The 14,969-nt window shown below is 65.8% G+C and carries 16 protein-coding genes; 10 read left to right on the forward strand and 6 right to left on the reverse strand.

Annotated elements, in window-relative coordinates; translation table 11 throughout:
- The first annotated feature begins 12 nt into the window (after positions 1 to 12).
- Entirely contained in the window at positions 13 to 909 is an 897-nt protein-coding gene (gene map / locus VI340_RS02300) for a type II methionyl aminopeptidase (protein WP_336357693.1), read from the forward strand.
- A gap of 287 nt (positions 910 to 1,196) precedes the next feature.
- Here the strand turns inward: map and VI340_RS02305 are convergent, their stop codons facing one another.
- Positions 1,197 to 1,394: a DUF7835 family putative zinc beta-ribbon protein gene (locus tag VI340_RS02305; protein WP_004518623.1), complete on the reverse strand. Its 198-nt coding sequence runs from the start codon at positions 1,392 to 1,394 to the stop codon at positions 1,197 to 1,199.
- Between the two features lie 243 nt (positions 1,395 to 1,637).
- Between VI340_RS02305 and VI340_RS02310 the strand changes: the two genes are divergently transcribed.
- The 3 genes from VI340_RS02310 (at position 1,638) to VI340_RS02320 (ending at position 3,586) form a co-directional block, all read left to right on the forward strand.
- Positions 1,638 to 2,174, forward strand: coding sequence for an HIT family protein (locus VI340_RS02310; RefSeq protein WP_336329884.1), 537 nt, complete (start codon positions 1,638 to 1,640; stop codon positions 2,172 to 2,174).
- A gap of 77 nt (positions 2,175 to 2,251) precedes the next feature.
- Positions 2,252 to 3,166 (forward strand): cation diffusion facilitator family transporter, encoded by a 915-nt coding sequence (locus VI340_RS02315; RefSeq protein ID WP_008310692.1) that lies wholly within the window; start codon positions 2,252 to 2,254, stop codon positions 3,164 to 3,166.
- 33 nt (positions 3,167 to 3,199) lie between these two features.
- Entirely contained in the window at positions 3,200 to 3,586 is a 387-nt protein-coding gene (locus VI340_RS02320; RefSeq protein WP_336357694.1) for a DoxX family protein, read from the forward strand.
- A 43-nt stretch (positions 3,587 to 3,629) separates the two neighbouring features.
- On the opposite strand, the gene VI340_RS02325 is transcribed toward VI340_RS02320, so the two are convergent.
- Both VI340_RS02325 and deoC read right to left on the reverse strand, forming a co-directional pair.
- Complete coding sequence (locus VI340_RS02325) at positions 3,630 to 4,913, reverse strand: tRNA (N(6)-L-threonylcarbamoyladenosine(37)-C(2))-methylthiotransferase (RefSeq protein ID WP_008310687.1); 1,284 nt, start codon at positions 4,911 to 4,913, stop codon at positions 3,630 to 3,632.
- A gap of 50 nt (positions 4,914 to 4,963) precedes the next feature.
- A complete protein-coding gene (deoC, locus tag VI340_RS02330; protein WP_336357695.1) occupies positions 4,964 to 5,659 on the reverse strand; it encodes a deoxyribose-phosphate aldolase in 696 nt (231 codons plus the stop codon).
- 162 nt (positions 5,660 to 5,821) lie between these two features.
- On the opposite strand from deoC, the gene VI340_RS02335 reads away from it, so the two are divergent.
- Positions 5,822 to 6,658, forward strand: a complete 837-nt coding sequence (locus tag VI340_RS02335; protein ID WP_008310684.1) for a DUF63 family protein — start codon at positions 5,822 to 5,824, stop codon at positions 6,656 to 6,658.
- Positions 6,659 to 6,666: 8 nt separating this feature from the next.
- Here VI340_RS02335 and VI340_RS02340 read toward each other — a convergent pair whose 3' ends face one another.
- Positions 6,667 to 7,080, reverse strand: a complete 414-nt coding sequence (locus tag VI340_RS02340; protein WP_336357696.1) for a hypothetical protein — start codon at positions 7,078 to 7,080, stop codon at positions 6,667 to 6,669.
- A 318-nt stretch (positions 7,081 to 7,398) separates the two neighbouring features.
- Here VI340_RS02340 and VI340_RS02345 point away from each other — a divergent pair, with 318 nt between their 5' ends.
- Positions 7,399 to 7,908 (forward strand): hypothetical protein, encoded by a 510-nt coding sequence (locus VI340_RS02345; RefSeq protein WP_336357697.1) that lies wholly within the window; start codon positions 7,399 to 7,401, stop codon positions 7,906 to 7,908.
- A 1-nt stretch (position 7,909) separates the two neighbouring features.
- On the opposite strand, the gene VI340_RS02350 is transcribed toward VI340_RS02345, so the two are convergent.
- Positions 7,910 to 8,131 (reverse strand): hypothetical protein, encoded by a 222-nt coding sequence (locus VI340_RS02350; RefSeq protein ID WP_336357698.1) that lies wholly within the window; start codon positions 8,129 to 8,131, stop codon positions 7,910 to 7,912.
- A gap of 86 nt (positions 8,132 to 8,217) precedes the next feature.
- Between VI340_RS02350 and VI340_RS02355 the strand changes: the two genes are divergently transcribed.
- Both VI340_RS02355 and VI340_RS02360 read left to right on the forward strand, forming a co-directional pair.
- The gene (locus VI340_RS02355) at positions 8,218 to 8,943 is read left to right on the forward strand and encodes a nucleoside phosphorylase (RefSeq protein WP_008310676.1); all 726 of its coding nucleotides are present in this window, start codon (positions 8,218 to 8,220) and stop codon (positions 8,941 to 8,943) included.
- Between the two features lie 112 nt (positions 8,944 to 9,055).
- On the forward strand, positions 9,056 to 10,570 hold the full coding sequence (locus tag VI340_RS02360; RefSeq protein ID WP_336357699.1) for an HPP family protein: 1,515 nt from the start codon (positions 9,056 to 9,058) through the stop codon (positions 10,568 to 10,570).
- Here the strand turns inward: VI340_RS02360 and VI340_RS02365 are convergent.
- Positions 10,567 to 11,775 carry an NAD-binding protein gene (locus VI340_RS02365; RefSeq protein WP_336357700.1) on the reverse strand — a complete coding sequence of 403 codons (1,209 nt, stop codon included), beginning with the start codon at positions 11,773 to 11,775 and terminating at the stop codon, positions 10,567 to 10,569. The genes VI340_RS02360 and VI340_RS02365 overlap by 4 nt on opposite strands.
- 29 nt (positions 11,776 to 11,804) lie before the next feature.
- Between VI340_RS02365 and VI340_RS02370 the strand changes: the two genes are divergently transcribed.
- Positions 11,805 to 13,085 carry a potassium channel family protein gene (locus tag VI340_RS02370; RefSeq protein ID WP_336357701.1) on the forward strand — a complete coding sequence of 427 codons (1,281 nt, stop codon included), beginning with the start codon at positions 11,805 to 11,807 and terminating at the stop codon, positions 13,083 to 13,085.
- Positions 13,082 to 14,899 (forward strand): TrkA C-terminal domain-containing protein, encoded by a 1,818-nt coding sequence (locus VI340_RS02375; RefSeq protein ID WP_336329877.1) that lies wholly within the window; start codon positions 13,082 to 13,084, stop codon positions 14,897 to 14,899. Before VI340_RS02370 ends, VI340_RS02375 begins: the two co-directional genes overlap by 4 nt.
- Positions 14,900 to 14,969 lie beyond the last annotated feature (70 nt).

Raw genomic sequence — 14,969 nt, forward strand, 5'->3', positions numbered from 1 at the left:
TAACCGGCGTGCATGACTGACGTGGACTTCGATTCCGAGCAGTACGAGAAATGCCGCGAAGCGGGCGAGATTCTGGCACAGGTGCGCGATGAGGCGGCCGAGCGCGTCGAGGTGGGCGTCTCCCATCTCGAAGTCGCTCAGTGGGCCGAGGACAAAATCAAGGAGTTGGGCGGCAAGCCGGCGTTCCCGGTGAACATCTCTATCGACGAGGAGGCGGCCCACGCCACGCCCGAGCGCGACGACGACGCCACCTTCGGCGAGGAGATGGTCAACCTCGACATCGGCGTCCACGTCGACGGGTGGCTCGCCGACACCGCCGTGACGGTCGACCTCTCCGGGCAGGACGAACTCGCCGAAGCGCCCGCCGAGGCCCTGGACGCCGCGCTGGACGTTGCCGGCCCCGGCGTCGACGTGGGCCGGATCGGCGCAGCCGTCGAGGAGGTCATCGAGGGGTACGGCTACAACCCCGTCGTGAACCTCACCGGCCACGGACTCGGTCACTGGGAGCAGCACACGTCGCCGAACATCCCGAACCGCGAGGTGGCACAGGGCGCGACGCTCAACGTGGGCGACGTGGTCGCTATCGAGCCGTTCGCCACTGACGGCCGCGGCAAGGTGCAGGAAGGGGCCGACGAGGAGATTTTCGCCCTCGAACGGGAAGGGTCAGTTCGGAACCGGCAGGCTCGACAGGTCCTCGAACAGATCACCGAGGAGTACCGCACGCTGCCGTTCGCCGCCCGCTGGCTTGACTCACCGCGAGCAGAGATGGCGCTTCGCCGGCTGAAACAGCAGGACATCGTCCACGGCTATCCGGTACTCAAAGAGCAGGACGGCGCGTACGTCAGTCAGAAGGAACACACCGTCATCATCACCGAGGACGGCTGTGAAGTGACGACCCGTTCGCGGTAGCGTGAACACCGGCTTCGAACCCGCTGGACTGACACCGGACTCCGCTTCTTGAGCATCCACAGCGACATCTCTCTGTGGCCGGTGTGAAAGGGTGTGATGGGTGGGGTGTGTGGCCACGCAGTCAAAGACCGCGTGGCGTATGGAAACGGTGGGGTGGGGGGTGTGTGGCCACGCAGTCAAAGACCGCGTGGCGTATGGAAACGGTGGGGTGGGGGGTGTGTGGCCACGCAGTCAAAGACCGCGTGGCGTACTGAAACGGTGGGGTGGGGGTGGGGTGTGTGGGATGGTCAGGCGTTGTTCATCCGCGTGGACGTGGTTGTGCCACAGATCTGACACTCGCTGACCCGATACGGCTCTCGGGAAAACGCCGCGTTCTCGCGTTTATCGGACTCTGTCTGTATCTGGACACGCACGGCGTGCGGTGTCTCGCGGTCACACGTCGAACAGTGTTCAGCCATGTCAACGCCGTCGTTTATCGCTGCCATCCCGCCTGATACAAGCCGGGTAAGGAGTATAAAAACCACCTTCAGTTCTGGTCCGTTCAGCACTGTTTATCGCCAGATAGCGGCCGATTTTTTCGGATTGCTACCTTAGAGAAGACGAGAATGTTTAAAAGCCCCTCTAAGGCTATAGAATCCGGTCTACGACCGTGAACGGCCAACACTTTTATATACTTCTTTCGCAGTATCAGTCCTGTCGTTTTTGCTGGTGGGTCGACAACTGGCGGTATGGACAAGGTGTTCGCGCCGTGGCGCATCGAGTGGGTCGAACGCGAGGAGACGAACCCCGACGTCGACTGCGTGTTCTGTGCGTTTCAAGCGGGGGACGACGACCGGGCGAACAACCTCGTGGCACGAAGCGACCACGCCTTCGTCCTCCTGAACAACTACCCGTACAACCCCGGGCATGTGATGGTCATTCCCCACACCCACACCGGCGAGTACGGCGACCTCGACGACGAAACCCTGCTCGATCACGCCCGGCTGAAACAGCGGACGTTCGACGCCCTCGAAACGGCGCTGTCCCCGGACGCGTTCAACGCGGGGCTGAACCTCGGTGGCTCCGCGGCCGGCGGGTCGATTGACGACCACCTCCATACTCACGTCGTCCCGCGGTGGAACGGCGACACCAATTTCATGCCGGTCATCAGTGATACGAAAGTCATCGTCGAGGCCGTCGAAGAGACGTACGACCGGCTCTACGCTGCGTTCGCATCACAGGACGGGACAACCGCTCCTGACGACGGGGCTGTCCGCATCAATTGAGGCGGTCGCGGGGAAGTTCAGTCGGGGATAGCTCAGTGTCGAAGCGGCTTTGACGGCGGCCCGACAACGGGGGAGCAATGTCACGCCGCGCGACGCTCAGGCGGGTCGGCCTGCTCGTTCTCGGCGTCAATCTCCTCCTCGTGCTGCTGAAAGCCAGCGTCTGGCTCACCACCGGGAGCTTCGCTGTCCAGTCCGAGGCGGTCAACAGCGCCGCCGACACCGCCTACTCGCTGGTCATCGTCGCTGGATTGTACCTGACGACGCGCCCGCCGGACTTCGAGCACCCCCACGGCCACGAACGCATCGAGCCGTTCGTCTCGCTGTTCGTCGCCGCGGGTATCTTTTCCGCTGGCGGTTTCGTCCTCTGGAACGCCGGTACTGCCCTGCTGACCGGGAACATCTCGGTGACACAGGGCCCAGCCGCCGTGCTCGTGCTCGCCTTCTCGGCCGTCGCGAAGTACGCCCTCTATCGCTACTGTCTCCGCGCGGGCACGGACCGTAACTCCCCGGCGCTCGTTGCGACGGCGAAGGACAACCGCAACGACATCCTCACCGCGGGAGCGGCGCTGGTCGGCGTTGCCGGCGCGATGGCCGGTTACCCCATCGCCGACCCGCTGGCCGCGCTCGTCGTCGCCATCGGCATCATCTACACCGGTATCGAGGTCGTACAGGAAAACGTCACTTATCTCGTTGGCGGCGCACCGCCGGAGGACCTCCGGCGCGAAATCCTCCGCCGCGCGCTGGACCACTCGCAGGTCCGAGGTGCACACGACGTTATCGCCCACTACGTCGGCCCCGAAATCGACGTGAGCCTCCACATCGAGGTGGAGGGCGACCTGACGCTGTTCGAGGCCCACGACATCGAGACGGCGGTCATCAAGTCCATCGAGGAACTCCCGGAGGTCGACGACGCGTTCATCCACGTCGACCCGAAGGAACTCGGCGAGTGGAAAGACGACGAGGAAGTGGAACGGCTCGCTGATCTGGAGTGACGTTTTAGTAGCTTCCGTGCCATGCTGTAGCATATGGGCGACGACTCATCACGTAGCTGGCTCGCGCTCGGACGACTGTTGTTCGGTCTCGGCGTGGCTCTGCAGGCCGCCGAGGACTTCCGCGACATGGAGGACGCAATCGAGTACGCTGAATCTGCGGGTGTCCCCGCGCCGGATTTGTTGGCCCCGCTGGCCTCGGGGATGATGCTGGTCGGCGGGCTGGGGACGGCATTCTGGCGGCTTCCTCGGGTTTCGACCGGGGCCGTCGCCACGTTCCTCGCCGTCGTGACCCCGACGATGCACGACTTCTGGAACGCCGATCCAGACGACCAGAGCGGCGAGCGCCTGGCCTTCTTCGGCAACCTCGCGATGTTCGGCGGAGCGATAGCGTTCCTCCGCGAGGCATACAGTGGCGACTGATTGCCCGGTCGATTCCGACTGAAAATTCGGGCTGCCGACCCGCTTAGTCCGCGACCTGCGCTCGCTCGACCGGCTCGCCGAAGGCGTACACGGTGTTGTGGCTCGTGATCTCCACGTCGACCGTGTCGCCGATTTCGAGGCCGCGCTCCTGGGCGTCGGCGATGACGACCTGCCGGTAGGCCTCGTCGTAACCCACCAGCGACTCGTCGGTGCCGTCCTCGACGAGCAACACCGAGGACGTGTGGCCGACCATCTCCTCGTAGGCCTCGGCCATGAGCTCCATCTTCGCCTCGCTCATCTCCTTCGAACGGTCCTTCTTCGTCTGGCCGCCCAGGCCTTTCATGTCGGCGGCGTCGGTGCCGGGCCGCTTGGAGAAGCGCGTGACGTTGATCTTCTCGGGGCGGGTCTCGCGCAGCAGTGCCATCGACTGCTCGTGGTCGGCCGGCTCCTCGGTCGGGAAGCCGACGATGAAGTCCGTCGACAGCGTCCAGTAGTCCAGGTGGTCGTCAAGCGTTTCGACGACCTCCAGGTACTCCGAGACGGCGTGCTGGCGGCGCATGTCGGCCAGCACGTCGTCGCTGCCGGACTGGACCGGTGCGTGGATGAAGTTGTACAGTTCGTCGTGCTTGGCGAACACCCGAGCCAGTTCCTCGCGGACGCCGTGGAGGCCCTTCGGGTTCGCCATGCCGACACGCACCCGGAAGTCGCCGTCGATGTCGGAACAGATGCGGTCGAGTAGCTCCGGCAGCAGGCTCGTCCCCTGGTTGGTGTCCCAGCCGTAGACGCCGGTGTCCTGGCCGGTGATACGGATTTCCTTCGCGCCGGCGTGGACGAGTGCGCGTGCCTTCTCGACGTTCTCCTCGACCGAGGGCGACTCGATTCGGCCCGTCGCCTGCTTCGTGATGCAGTAGGAGCAATCGGACATACAGCCCCGGGCGATGGGGAGGATACCGACGACGCCGTTCAGCACCGTCTCGGTGTCCGGCGTGATTGTCGGGCACTCGCCGTTGAGGACGTACTGGGGCACGTCGTCCCAGTGGAGTACTTCCGCGTCGACGTCGGCGGTCTGGAACTCCTCGCCCTGTGCGAGCGCCATACAGCCCGTGATGACGAGGTCGGCCGGCGTTTCTTTGTCGAGTTCTTTGGCCCGTGCGAGCATGTTCCGCTCGGTTTTCTCAAGCACCGTACAGGTGTTGAGAATCGCTACGTCAGCCGACTCCGGCCCGTCGGCGGGGTGGTGCCCGCCCTCCCGGAGCGCCTGCTCGATCTGCTGGGTCTCACCTCTGTTCGAGGTGCACCCGTACGTCTCGATGTGATACCGGGCCATTCATCCAGACACTATCGCCAGGACGGCAAAAGGGCGACGGATTGGACCGGTCAGTAGCCGTCGGTTGTGTCCGCGTCGTCCCGCTCTCTCTCCGGTTCGGTCGGCGACTCGCCCTCTGTCTCGGCCTGCCACTCCCGGACGATAGTACCGCCGCTGGAGGCCCCGATTCGCTCGGCCCCGGCCTCGAACATCGCCTCGGCGTCGGCCCACGACCCGACGCCGCCGCTGGCTTTCACCGGGAGGTACTTGCTGAGGATCTCCACGTCGTGGACCGTCGCGCCGCCCTCGCTGAACCCCGTCGCGGTCTTGAGATACGCGGCGTCGGCGTCCGCGACCAGTTGGCCGACCCGTTCGAGTTCGTCGTCAGAGAGCAGCGGCGCTTCGACGATGACCTTCACGGGAACCGGGACGCTGGCGACGACCTCGGTGATGTGGTCCCGGACGGCGTCGTCCTCGCCGGCTTTGAGCAAGCCCACGTTGCACACCATATCCAGTTCGTCGGCCCCGGCGTCCCAGGCCAGTTTGGCCGCCTGACAGACGCTGTCGGTCTGGCCCTGCCCGTGGGGGAAGTCGATGACGGCTGTGAGCGGGACGTTCGCGTACTCCGTCGCCAGCGGGAGGTAACACGGTGGAATGCACGCTCGCATCCCGTACTGCAGCGCCTCGTCGAGGCAGGTCCGTACGTCGTCCGGTGTCGTCGTCGGGCCGAGGACTGTATGCTCGATGCGGTCTGGAATGTCGTCCATACCGCGGGGTGACACGCGGTGTCTACGTAAAGACGGCGGGCGGCGGACGGTGCGGGTCGGGTGTCCCGCTGTAGTGGCTGTCCGCGATAGCCGCTCGTACCGATGCGCCCGCCGTCGGTCTCGTTCGGAAGGTTTTCCCTCGTCGGCGTCGGCGTGAGGGACATGGTACTGCCTTCGGGGTTAGCGCTCCCGCCGCTCGAGTACACTGTGGCGCTGCTTGCAGGCACACTCGTGGTGACAGCGCTGTTGTACGCCCTCGAACCACCGATCGACCAGCGGACCGTGGTCGCCCTGACGCCGTGGATGGCACTCGGCGGCGCGCTCCACGCGTTCCACCAGCCGCCGATCGAAGCGTACAGGCCCGTGGTCGCTCCGCTGTTCGGCGCACCGGCGGTGTACCTCACGACGTTCGTCACGCTGGGCGTCGTCTGGATCACGCTGACGCTGTTCAGCGTCCGGCGTGGCCACAGCGAGACGATATCGCGCAATCTGGGGTACATCGGTATCGGACTCCTGACCGTGTTGCTCGTCATCGCCGTCGTGATGGCACTGGAGTCCGGCCTGCTGGGGCTCATCTGGCCGACTGTCGCCGTCGTCGTCGCAATCGTCGTGACCGCCGTGACGGTGCTTGCGGTCGCGCTGTGGCGGACACCGGTCGTGGTTCGGATGCGCTATGCGGCCCCGACGGTCGTGTTCGCGCATATGCTCGACGGCGTCTCGACCGCGGTCGGCGCTGACGTCATCGGCATCACGGAGCGAACGCCGATCCCGGCCCGCATCATGGAGTTCGCCGACACGCTCCCGACAGCGCCGTATCTCGGCAAAGGCTGGCTGTTCGTGTTCGTCAAACTGCTCGTGGCAATTGCGGTCGTCTTCCTGCTCGATGACTACCTCGAAGAGGACCCGGTCGAAGCGAGCCTCCTGCTCGCGCTCGTGACCGCCGTCGGCATCGGCCCGGCCACGAACAACATCGTCCTGTTCCTGTTCAGCCCGGTCTGAGGGCGGCGTTATTCTGCCACCGAATCGCTGCGTCGCTCCTGTCGTTCCTGTTCGAGCCGCTGACACCCGAACACGAGCGACTCCGGAATGTCCGTCGCGTTCGACTGCAGCGCTTCGAACACGACGGCCACCTCCTCGAACCGCGGCCCGCGACCGGCGACCAGTGGCTCTGTCTCCCACGTAATGAACTCGTGGTCGGCCAGCATCGGCAGGTGGCAGTGGTACAGCTTCTGTCGAAGGACTGCCGGATCGCGCGGGACGTTGGGGTTTACGGCACTTTCGGGGAGTGGGACTGTCTCGTCGGGGTGGGCATCCGACAGCGAGATAATGAGCTGCCGCCGCGACTCGGCCGTAACGGCCTTGAAGACCTCGTCCCAGCGTCTAATCACCTGCTTCCCGTTCTGGTAGCGCTTCCGCGTCATGATATAACTTAGCGTAGTTATTGAGACGGCAGCATATATATTGTCGTGATGTGATATATTGAGTAAACCGATCTCAGGTCGGGTTGAACCAGCCGGGCCCGGAGCGCTACTACGCCGGTGGTGAGTCGATTTGACGACTCCTAAACTGCCATAGTGTGCTACAATGCACATATTGAAATTCTGCTATATCCCTCGTCGTAGATGCTACCGCCAGCGCACTCTCGGATATTTCTGGCGTTGCTACATTGACAGCGCCTCCGTGTTATCGAACTGTTCCGCCGGAACTGTCGACTTTCTCCGATCTGGGCGCATGACACAATGCTCATTGGCACTGCGGGCAAGGGCAAACATGTGCTTGAGTACCCCCTCTCGCAGTGGGCGTTCGTCTGTGTCGTCGCCGGCGCGGTCGTCGGCCTGTTGTTGAACATCCCGATGGTGACACAGGACGAGGGGTACCTGCCAGCATACATCGCCGCGGCCGGACTCACCCGCACCGACCCGGCGGCAGTGAGTCGTCCCCTCGCCGTTGTTGTCCATCACGGCACCGCCCTCGTTGCGGCACTGCTCTACGGCGCGGTCGTTGCAGGCCTCTCGTCCGTGCTTCCGACGGCAGTCTCGCTCAACGGCGTCCCGCTGATACCGCACATCGTCGGCGCTGCGGGCGTCACCGCGTTCATCTACTACTTCTTCGCCCGCGTGGCCATGCCTCGCTTCGGCGGCAGTTTCCGAGACGACACTGACGAGATTGTCCAGCAGTGGGCGCTCACGGCGTTCATCTTCGGGACGGCGCTCGCACTGTTCGTGCCGGTGCTCGTCACCTGGCTGTGAGCTACCTATCTTCGACTCGCTTCGAGAGGTTTCTGTAGGCTCCGAGATACAGGAATACGCTGGCAAGGAGCGCGAACGGGACGACGAGGGGCCACGAGGGGCCGTCCGGCGTTCCCGCGCCGACGGTGTAGCCGGTCAGCAGTCCGAGGATGACTCCGGCGGCGATAGCGATACCCGCCGGCCCTCGCATCCGCCTATCGAACAGCGAGAGATCGTCTGCCATACGTCCGCTCTCGCGGCCGTCCCACCTCACTGTTGCGACCGACAGGAATCCACTGACTACTAAATAGTTCCGCCCGACTGGCCGATATGGCGAAACAACCGCATCTACTCGTCGAACCGGGTGACCTGACAGACATCGCGCTCGTGCCGGGTGACCCCGGACGCGTCGACCGCATCGCGGGCCTCTGTGACGACCACGAGGTCGTCGCGGAGAACCGCGAGTACAAACTCGTCAACGCGACCTACGACGGCCGCGAACTGACGATCTGCTCGACCGGGATCGGGTCGCCGTCGACGGCCATCGCCGTCGAGGAACTGGAAGCGGTCGGCGTCGAGACGCTCATCCGCGTCGGAACGACCGGGGCGCTTCAGGAAGGCATCGAGATCGGTGACATGGTCGTCGCTAACGGCGCTGCCAAGGACGAGGGAACGTCCCAGCGCTACGAATCCAAGTCCGTCCCGGCCGTCCCGAACTACGACGTCCTCTCGTCGCTGGTCGACGCCGCCGAGGCGAACGACGAGGACGTCCACGTCGGCCCCATCGCCACGGACGACGCCTTCTACGCCGAGACGGACGAGTACATCAACGACTGGGAGGCCGCCGGCCTGCTGGCCGTCGAGATGGAGGCCGCCGCGCTGTTCTCGCTGTGTCGTCGCAAGGGCCTGCGCTCGGGCGCTATCTGTACCGTCGACGGAAACCTCGTCGAGGGGACACAGAAGGGCGAAACCGAGGACGAGGAACTCCCCGAGAAAGCCAAGAACAACGTCGAACGCGCCATCGAAATCAGTCTGACGGCGACCACGTCGCTGTAAGCGTCGGCACCGCTGGATTCTGCGAGCGCCTGTCGGGGCTGTCCCGTGTGAGCGACCGGTCGCGCCGCTTCCCGGCGGAGGGCTTAACAGACATTCTCCCGTGGGAACCTGTATGCTCGACCAGTTCCGGAAACGACTCAACGTGGCGGTCAGACGGCTCCGGCGGGTCGAGCGCCGCGAACTACAGGACTTCAGACGGTGGGCCGAGGTGACCGAAAACCTCGTCCATCTCTCCATGCTGGTGTTCGTCCCGCTGGCTATCGTGCTGGTGACGACGCTGGCGAACGCCGTCCCGCAGTTGAGTTTCCTACTGTTCCCGCCGCTTGCGGCGGGGTCGTACACGCTCTTTGTCGATCCGACGAGTAAGTACTCCGACCCGAAGCGGTTCGTCGCGGGACTCACCATCGGTGCGGTCTGTGGGCTGGGCGCGCTCGCCGTCTCGAACAGCTACCTCACAGCCCCGGGCGGCCAGTTCGGCGTCACCGCGCTCGGTGCCGGCTTCGCCGTCTTCGCGACCGGCGTGGTCACCTGGCCGCTCGACATCGAGGAGCCGTCGTCGTACTCCACCGCCCTGCTGGCGCTGCTGGTCGAACCGAGCCAGCGGGCGGCGTTCGTTGTCAGCATCTTCCTCGCGAGTTCGCTCGTGGCAGCCCTCTTCGTCGTCTGGCGCGAGGAGTTCTACGAGCAGCGGGCGACGTACCTGTACGAGTCGATGTCCGGCGACGACCACGTCCTCGTCCCGATGCGCGGCGACTCGGCTGGCCAGACAGCGATGCTGGGCGCACGGCTCGCGGCTGCCCACGAAGCCGGGAAAGTCGTCTTGCTGGACATGGTTTCGGACAACGACGCCGCCACGACCCAGCAGTCGCTCATGCGGGACACGATACAGATGGACATCCGGTCGGAGAACGGGTCCGACTCGCCATCGGCCCGGACTCGTCGCGTCGCTGACGGCGGTGACCCAGCTAACGCGTCGGTATCACCCGACCAGACTGACCTCGAAGCGGAGGTCGATTGGCTGGAGACCCACGCCGACCGCATCGAGACGCGAACGGGCGTCTCCTGTCAGGTCGTCGTCGCGAGCGACGACGGGTCGCCGGCGAAGACGACGCTGCAAACCGCGGCCGAAACCGGCTGTGACCTCATCGTCGCGCCCTACGAGAGTCGACACGGGGCGCTGACGTCGTATTTACAGCGGCTGTTCCGCAGTGAGAGCGATATCGTCGTCCATCGGTCACGGAGCGACCGGACCCGCTGGAAGCAGGTCATCGTCCCCGTGCGGTCTGTCAGTGACGTGGCCCACAACATGGTCGACTTCGCCACGCGACTGGCCGGTCGGAGCGGGCGGGTCGCCGTCGCGACCTGTATCGGGTCCCGCGGGGACCGCCGCCGGGCCGAGGAGATGCTCGCGGACCTCGTCGAGCCGTACGAGGGCGCGTTCGAGACGCGGGTTCCGCGGACGGACATCCAGACGTTCCTGTCCGACATCGCCCCGCAGTACGATCTGGTCATGATCGGGGCGAGCCGCGACCGGAGCAAGGCGTCGCGGTTCATCTCGCCGCCGACGTTCGAACGGCTAGAAAACGTCGAAACGGACGTCGCTATCGTCGACCGCGGCCGGGCCTAGATATCCGCGTCGTCCTCGTCGTTCACGTCGAGCAGGTGGTCGGCGATGTTCTCCATCCCCTTGCGACCCAGCGCGGACTGGACGATGAGATGGCCACCCAGCACTGCCGGGCTGATGACCGTGTCCGCGCCCGCACGGCGGAGCTTCTCGATGTTCTCGCGGTCCGTCGCCGCGGCGACGATGTTGACCTCCGGATTGAGCGTCTGTGCCGTCAGTATCGCCAGCGCGTCCTGTGCGTCGTCGTTCGTCGCCGCGACGACGGCGGCGGCGTCTTCGATGCCGGCCCGTTGCATCGGCTCTTCGTCGCTCGGGTCCGCGGTCAGAACGGCGATGTCCCGTTGCTGGAGCCGCGTGGCCGTCTCCGTGTCCGGCGTGATGACCACGAAATCGATTGCGCCGGTCAGTTCCTCGATGATCGGTTCCGTCAGGTCGCCGTGGCCGAGCACCAGTATGTGGTTCTCGAGCAAGTCCAGTTGTGCGTCAGTCATGTTTCCGAGTGCCTCCGAAAGCCGCTTCTCGATTGCCGGGCCCAGCAGCGACCCCAGTGCGATAGCGAAACTGGCCGTCCCGAGGACGACCACCGACATGCCGAACAGTTTCGCCTGCTGGCTCTGTGGGGTCATGTCGCCGTATCCGACGGTACTAGCCGTGACAAGTGTGTAGTAGAACGCGTCGGTCGCCGTCGAAAGATTGGTGAAGTCATCGCGGAGCGCGTACGACCCCGCCGTTCCGTACATGAGCGAACCGAGGAGCGCCGCGCCCGCGGCCAGTTGCGCCGTCGAGAGGTCGATCGGTCGGTCGAATCGCCGCCGGTTCAGGAGCATCGTCGGGAGCGAAAGCAGCGAGAGCGCAACGAGCGGGATCGATACCGCCGAACTCGGTACGGGGCCGACAAACGGGATCGATACCGCCGAGTTCTGCACCAGCCCTTGAACCGCCGCGACGGGAAGTAAGACGACGGTCGCGTACCACGCGACTCGCAGGCGACGGCGGAGTCCGACGACGCTGACGAGCAGCGTGAACCCCGTGAGCGCACCGGTGAACCCGGCGGTGCGCTGGAGGCTTCGCGGAATGAGGTCCCCGAGCGGCCCGCTAATCGACACGGCACTGATGTTGACCACACCAGTGACGAACGACAGCACCGCCACCAGCACCGGCAAGAGGATTGTCGCGCGCGCTCCCAGCCAGTCCCGCGGTCTGTCCATACCCATCCAGATTACAGCGGTCGGTGTAAATGTACTGTCCGCGGGCCGGAAGCGATTTACTACCGGCCACGCAGGATGTGGACATGGCTTCGCTCCCGGTCGAGGTGTTGATGGGGATCTATCTGGGGCTGTTGGTGGGAGTGATACCGGCGCTCGTGTCGTGGGCGCTAGGGTTCAGTTTCAAGTACTTTACCGGCATTACCGTGCCGGGGTTCGGTGTCGTCGTGCTGGCAATCGCACTTGCCGGCGTCAGCGGCGGCCTCATGGCACTGGCTGACAAGTCGATTACGCAGGCCCCCAACGCCGAGCGAATCATTACTGCAATTATCCTCGTCGGGATGGTGTCGCTGTACGCTCACAGCAAGGGCGACCAGCTCGGGGCGGAGTTCCCGAAGCGGCTCTCTTTCCAGGGGCTACGCGAGAAGAAACTCTCTGCGGACGTGGTCGAGTTCGTCGGCGGCCGCGACGAGGTCCGTATCCGCGTCGTCGGCGACGTGGCCGACATGGAGGGGTATCCGCCGCTTTCGGAGCCACTCCGGGCCGAGATACGCGCCGAGGAGTGGCGGTTCCCGGCGGACCTCCGTATCGGCGAACTCGAACGCCGGATGGAGGAGCGCCTGAAATCGGAGTTCGACCTCGGCGACGCTGCCGTCTCGATAGACGAGCAAGGGCGGGCGACGGTCGTCGCCGCGCCGCCGTTTTCGGGCCTCTCGAAGCGCGTGGGCGACAACCGCCACGCCGTCTCGGTGGACGCGCTGTTGCCGACCGGGCTGGCCCGCAACGACGAGGTGACGGTGCTGACTGAGGACGCACAGGTCCGGGGGACCGTCGTCAGTGCCTGGTCGGCTCCGTCGGCCGACGAGACGCCCGCCGAGACGCCGACGGAACCGGAGATCGCCGACGCCGAGGCATCCCCGGCACCGGTCCAAGCACCGACGACCGACGGCGGTGAGGGCCGGCTCACGGTCGCCGTTACTCGGACGGACGTGCAACCGCTCTTGCGGTCGGCCCAGCCGAAGGTCGTGGTCGAGCCCCGCGGAACACACCGGGAGTACGAACTCGTCTCGCTGCTCCGCCGGGCCGGAAGCCGGTTTCGACGGCTCACGGTCCGCGCCGACGGTCCGCTGGACGGGACGACGCTCAGGGACGCGCACGTCCGCGAGGCCTACGACGTTGCCATCGTCGCTATCCGGACGGCGGACGGCTGGCAGGTCGCGCCACGCGGCGACGCGGCCGTCGAAGCCGGCGACGAACTGTACGCGATTGGCCGCCGTACCGACCTCGACGCCTTCGCGGAGGCGGTCGCATGACGCCGCTCGGCCCGGCACTGCTCGCACAGGCCGGTGCGAACCTGCAACTGGGGACGGTGTCACGGGCGCTGGTCGAGGGCGTTGTCTGGCTCCTCGTCATCACGCTCCTCGCCGCGACGCCGGCGGGCGCTATCGCCGTCTTCTATCGCTGGTACGTCCGTGAACGCATTCAGACCGGGCTGGCGGTCCTGTTCGGCCTGACCGCGGTCGTCCTCGTTATCGGCGCGACGACGGCGCTCAGCGAGGTCATCGCCCAGCGTGAGGACGTGCTGGCGGCCGGTGCAGTCCTGTTGAACCTCGCTGCGTTCCTCGCCGGCGGCGTCGGGGCCTACGGCGGGATGCGTATCGGGGACCGACTGGGCGTCGACCTCTTCGCCGCGACCGGCGGCCGGAACATCGACGCCGACGTGAGCGAGATCGTCCAGACCGTCGGCCGCGTCACGTCCGTTCGCCTGCCCGAGGATATCGACGACATCATCGGTTACGACCCGATGCCCGACGAGACCAAAGAGACGCTCGCGAACCGGCGCTTTCTCTTCCCGCGGCGGCTGACGAAAGACGAACTCCGGGACCGGCTGGTCGTCCGCCTCAAGACCGACTACGGCGTCGGCCACGTAGACGTCGAGCTGGCCGACGACGGCAACGTCGACTACCTCGCCGTTGGCTCACGGGCGGCCGGCATCGGCCCGACGCTGCCGCCCTCGACGAACGCCGTCGCCATCCAGGCCGATCCGGCCCACGCCGCGAGCGCCGGCGATCTGGTTCAGGTCTGGGAGCAAGCGCCGGCGAAGCGCGTGCTCACCGGCGAACTCCGGGGCGTCGCCGACGACGTGGTAACGGTCGCTATCGACGCCGCCGACACGCCGAAACTCGACCCGCAAACGCAGTACAAGCTCGTCACGCTTCCGGTGCAGGACCGCTCCGACCGGGAGTTCGCCTCGCTGCTCCGGGCGGCCGACGAGACGATGGGCACCGCCACCGTCGAACCGGGGAGCGCGCTCGACGGTGCGGCGGTCGGGAGTCTGGCAGTCACTGTGGTCGCGATCACCCGCGACGACACAGCGCCGGAGACGATCCCGTCCCGCGAGCGTGTGCTGGCGGCCGGCGACACTATCTACGCAATCGCCACGCCGGACGCGTTGCGGCGGCTGGAGGAAGCCACGGAAGGGACGGGCGAACCGGCCACGACGCCGACTGTGACGGACGAGCCAGGAGACGATACTGCTGCCGAGGACGGTCAGCCAGGCGCGTCTGACTCCGCTGACCTGACCGAGCGGACTGGCGGGACGGCGGAACCAGCGGCCGACACGACTGATGCCGATGCCCGCGACAGCGCGGGGGATGTCGACGCGACCGAGACTGAGACCGATGACACGACCGACGCCGACGCGGACACAGACACGGCTGACACCACCACCGCCGACGAGCCGACTGGCACCGCCGATGAGGATGAGGCGACTGCTGATACCGCTGCTGACGCTGGCTCGGCTGATATCGGCGCTGACGACGGGACAACCGAGACCGGAGACGAACCCACGGACGACGACCCGCTGGCGGCGCTTCGGAACGCCGATGTGGAGGACGCGGACGACGAGCTGACTGCGGACGAGGCGTTCGAGGACTTGCCGGCAGACGACGGCGACGACACCGTCGAAGTGTGGGACCCCGAAGAGCGGATCGGCGGGGCGGACGACGAGTCTGCTGCCGACGAGGTCGACGACAGCGACTCGGCGGACTCCGAAGCGCCCGCCGAGGACGGAGACGGCGTCGACGACGAATCGGCCGCTGCTGACGATTCGGAGAAGCCAAACTGAGAGGCGGGTACCGTTACTGCCAGATGCACGCCGTCGCGGACTGTCCTTCTCCTGTGCGGCTGAACGGGCC

The sequence above is a fragment of the Haloarcula sp. CGMCC 1.6347 genome, from assembly GCF_037078395.1.
Lineage (GTDB): Archaea > Halobacteriota > Halobacteria > Halobacteriales > Haloarculaceae > Haloarcula > Haloarcula amylolytica.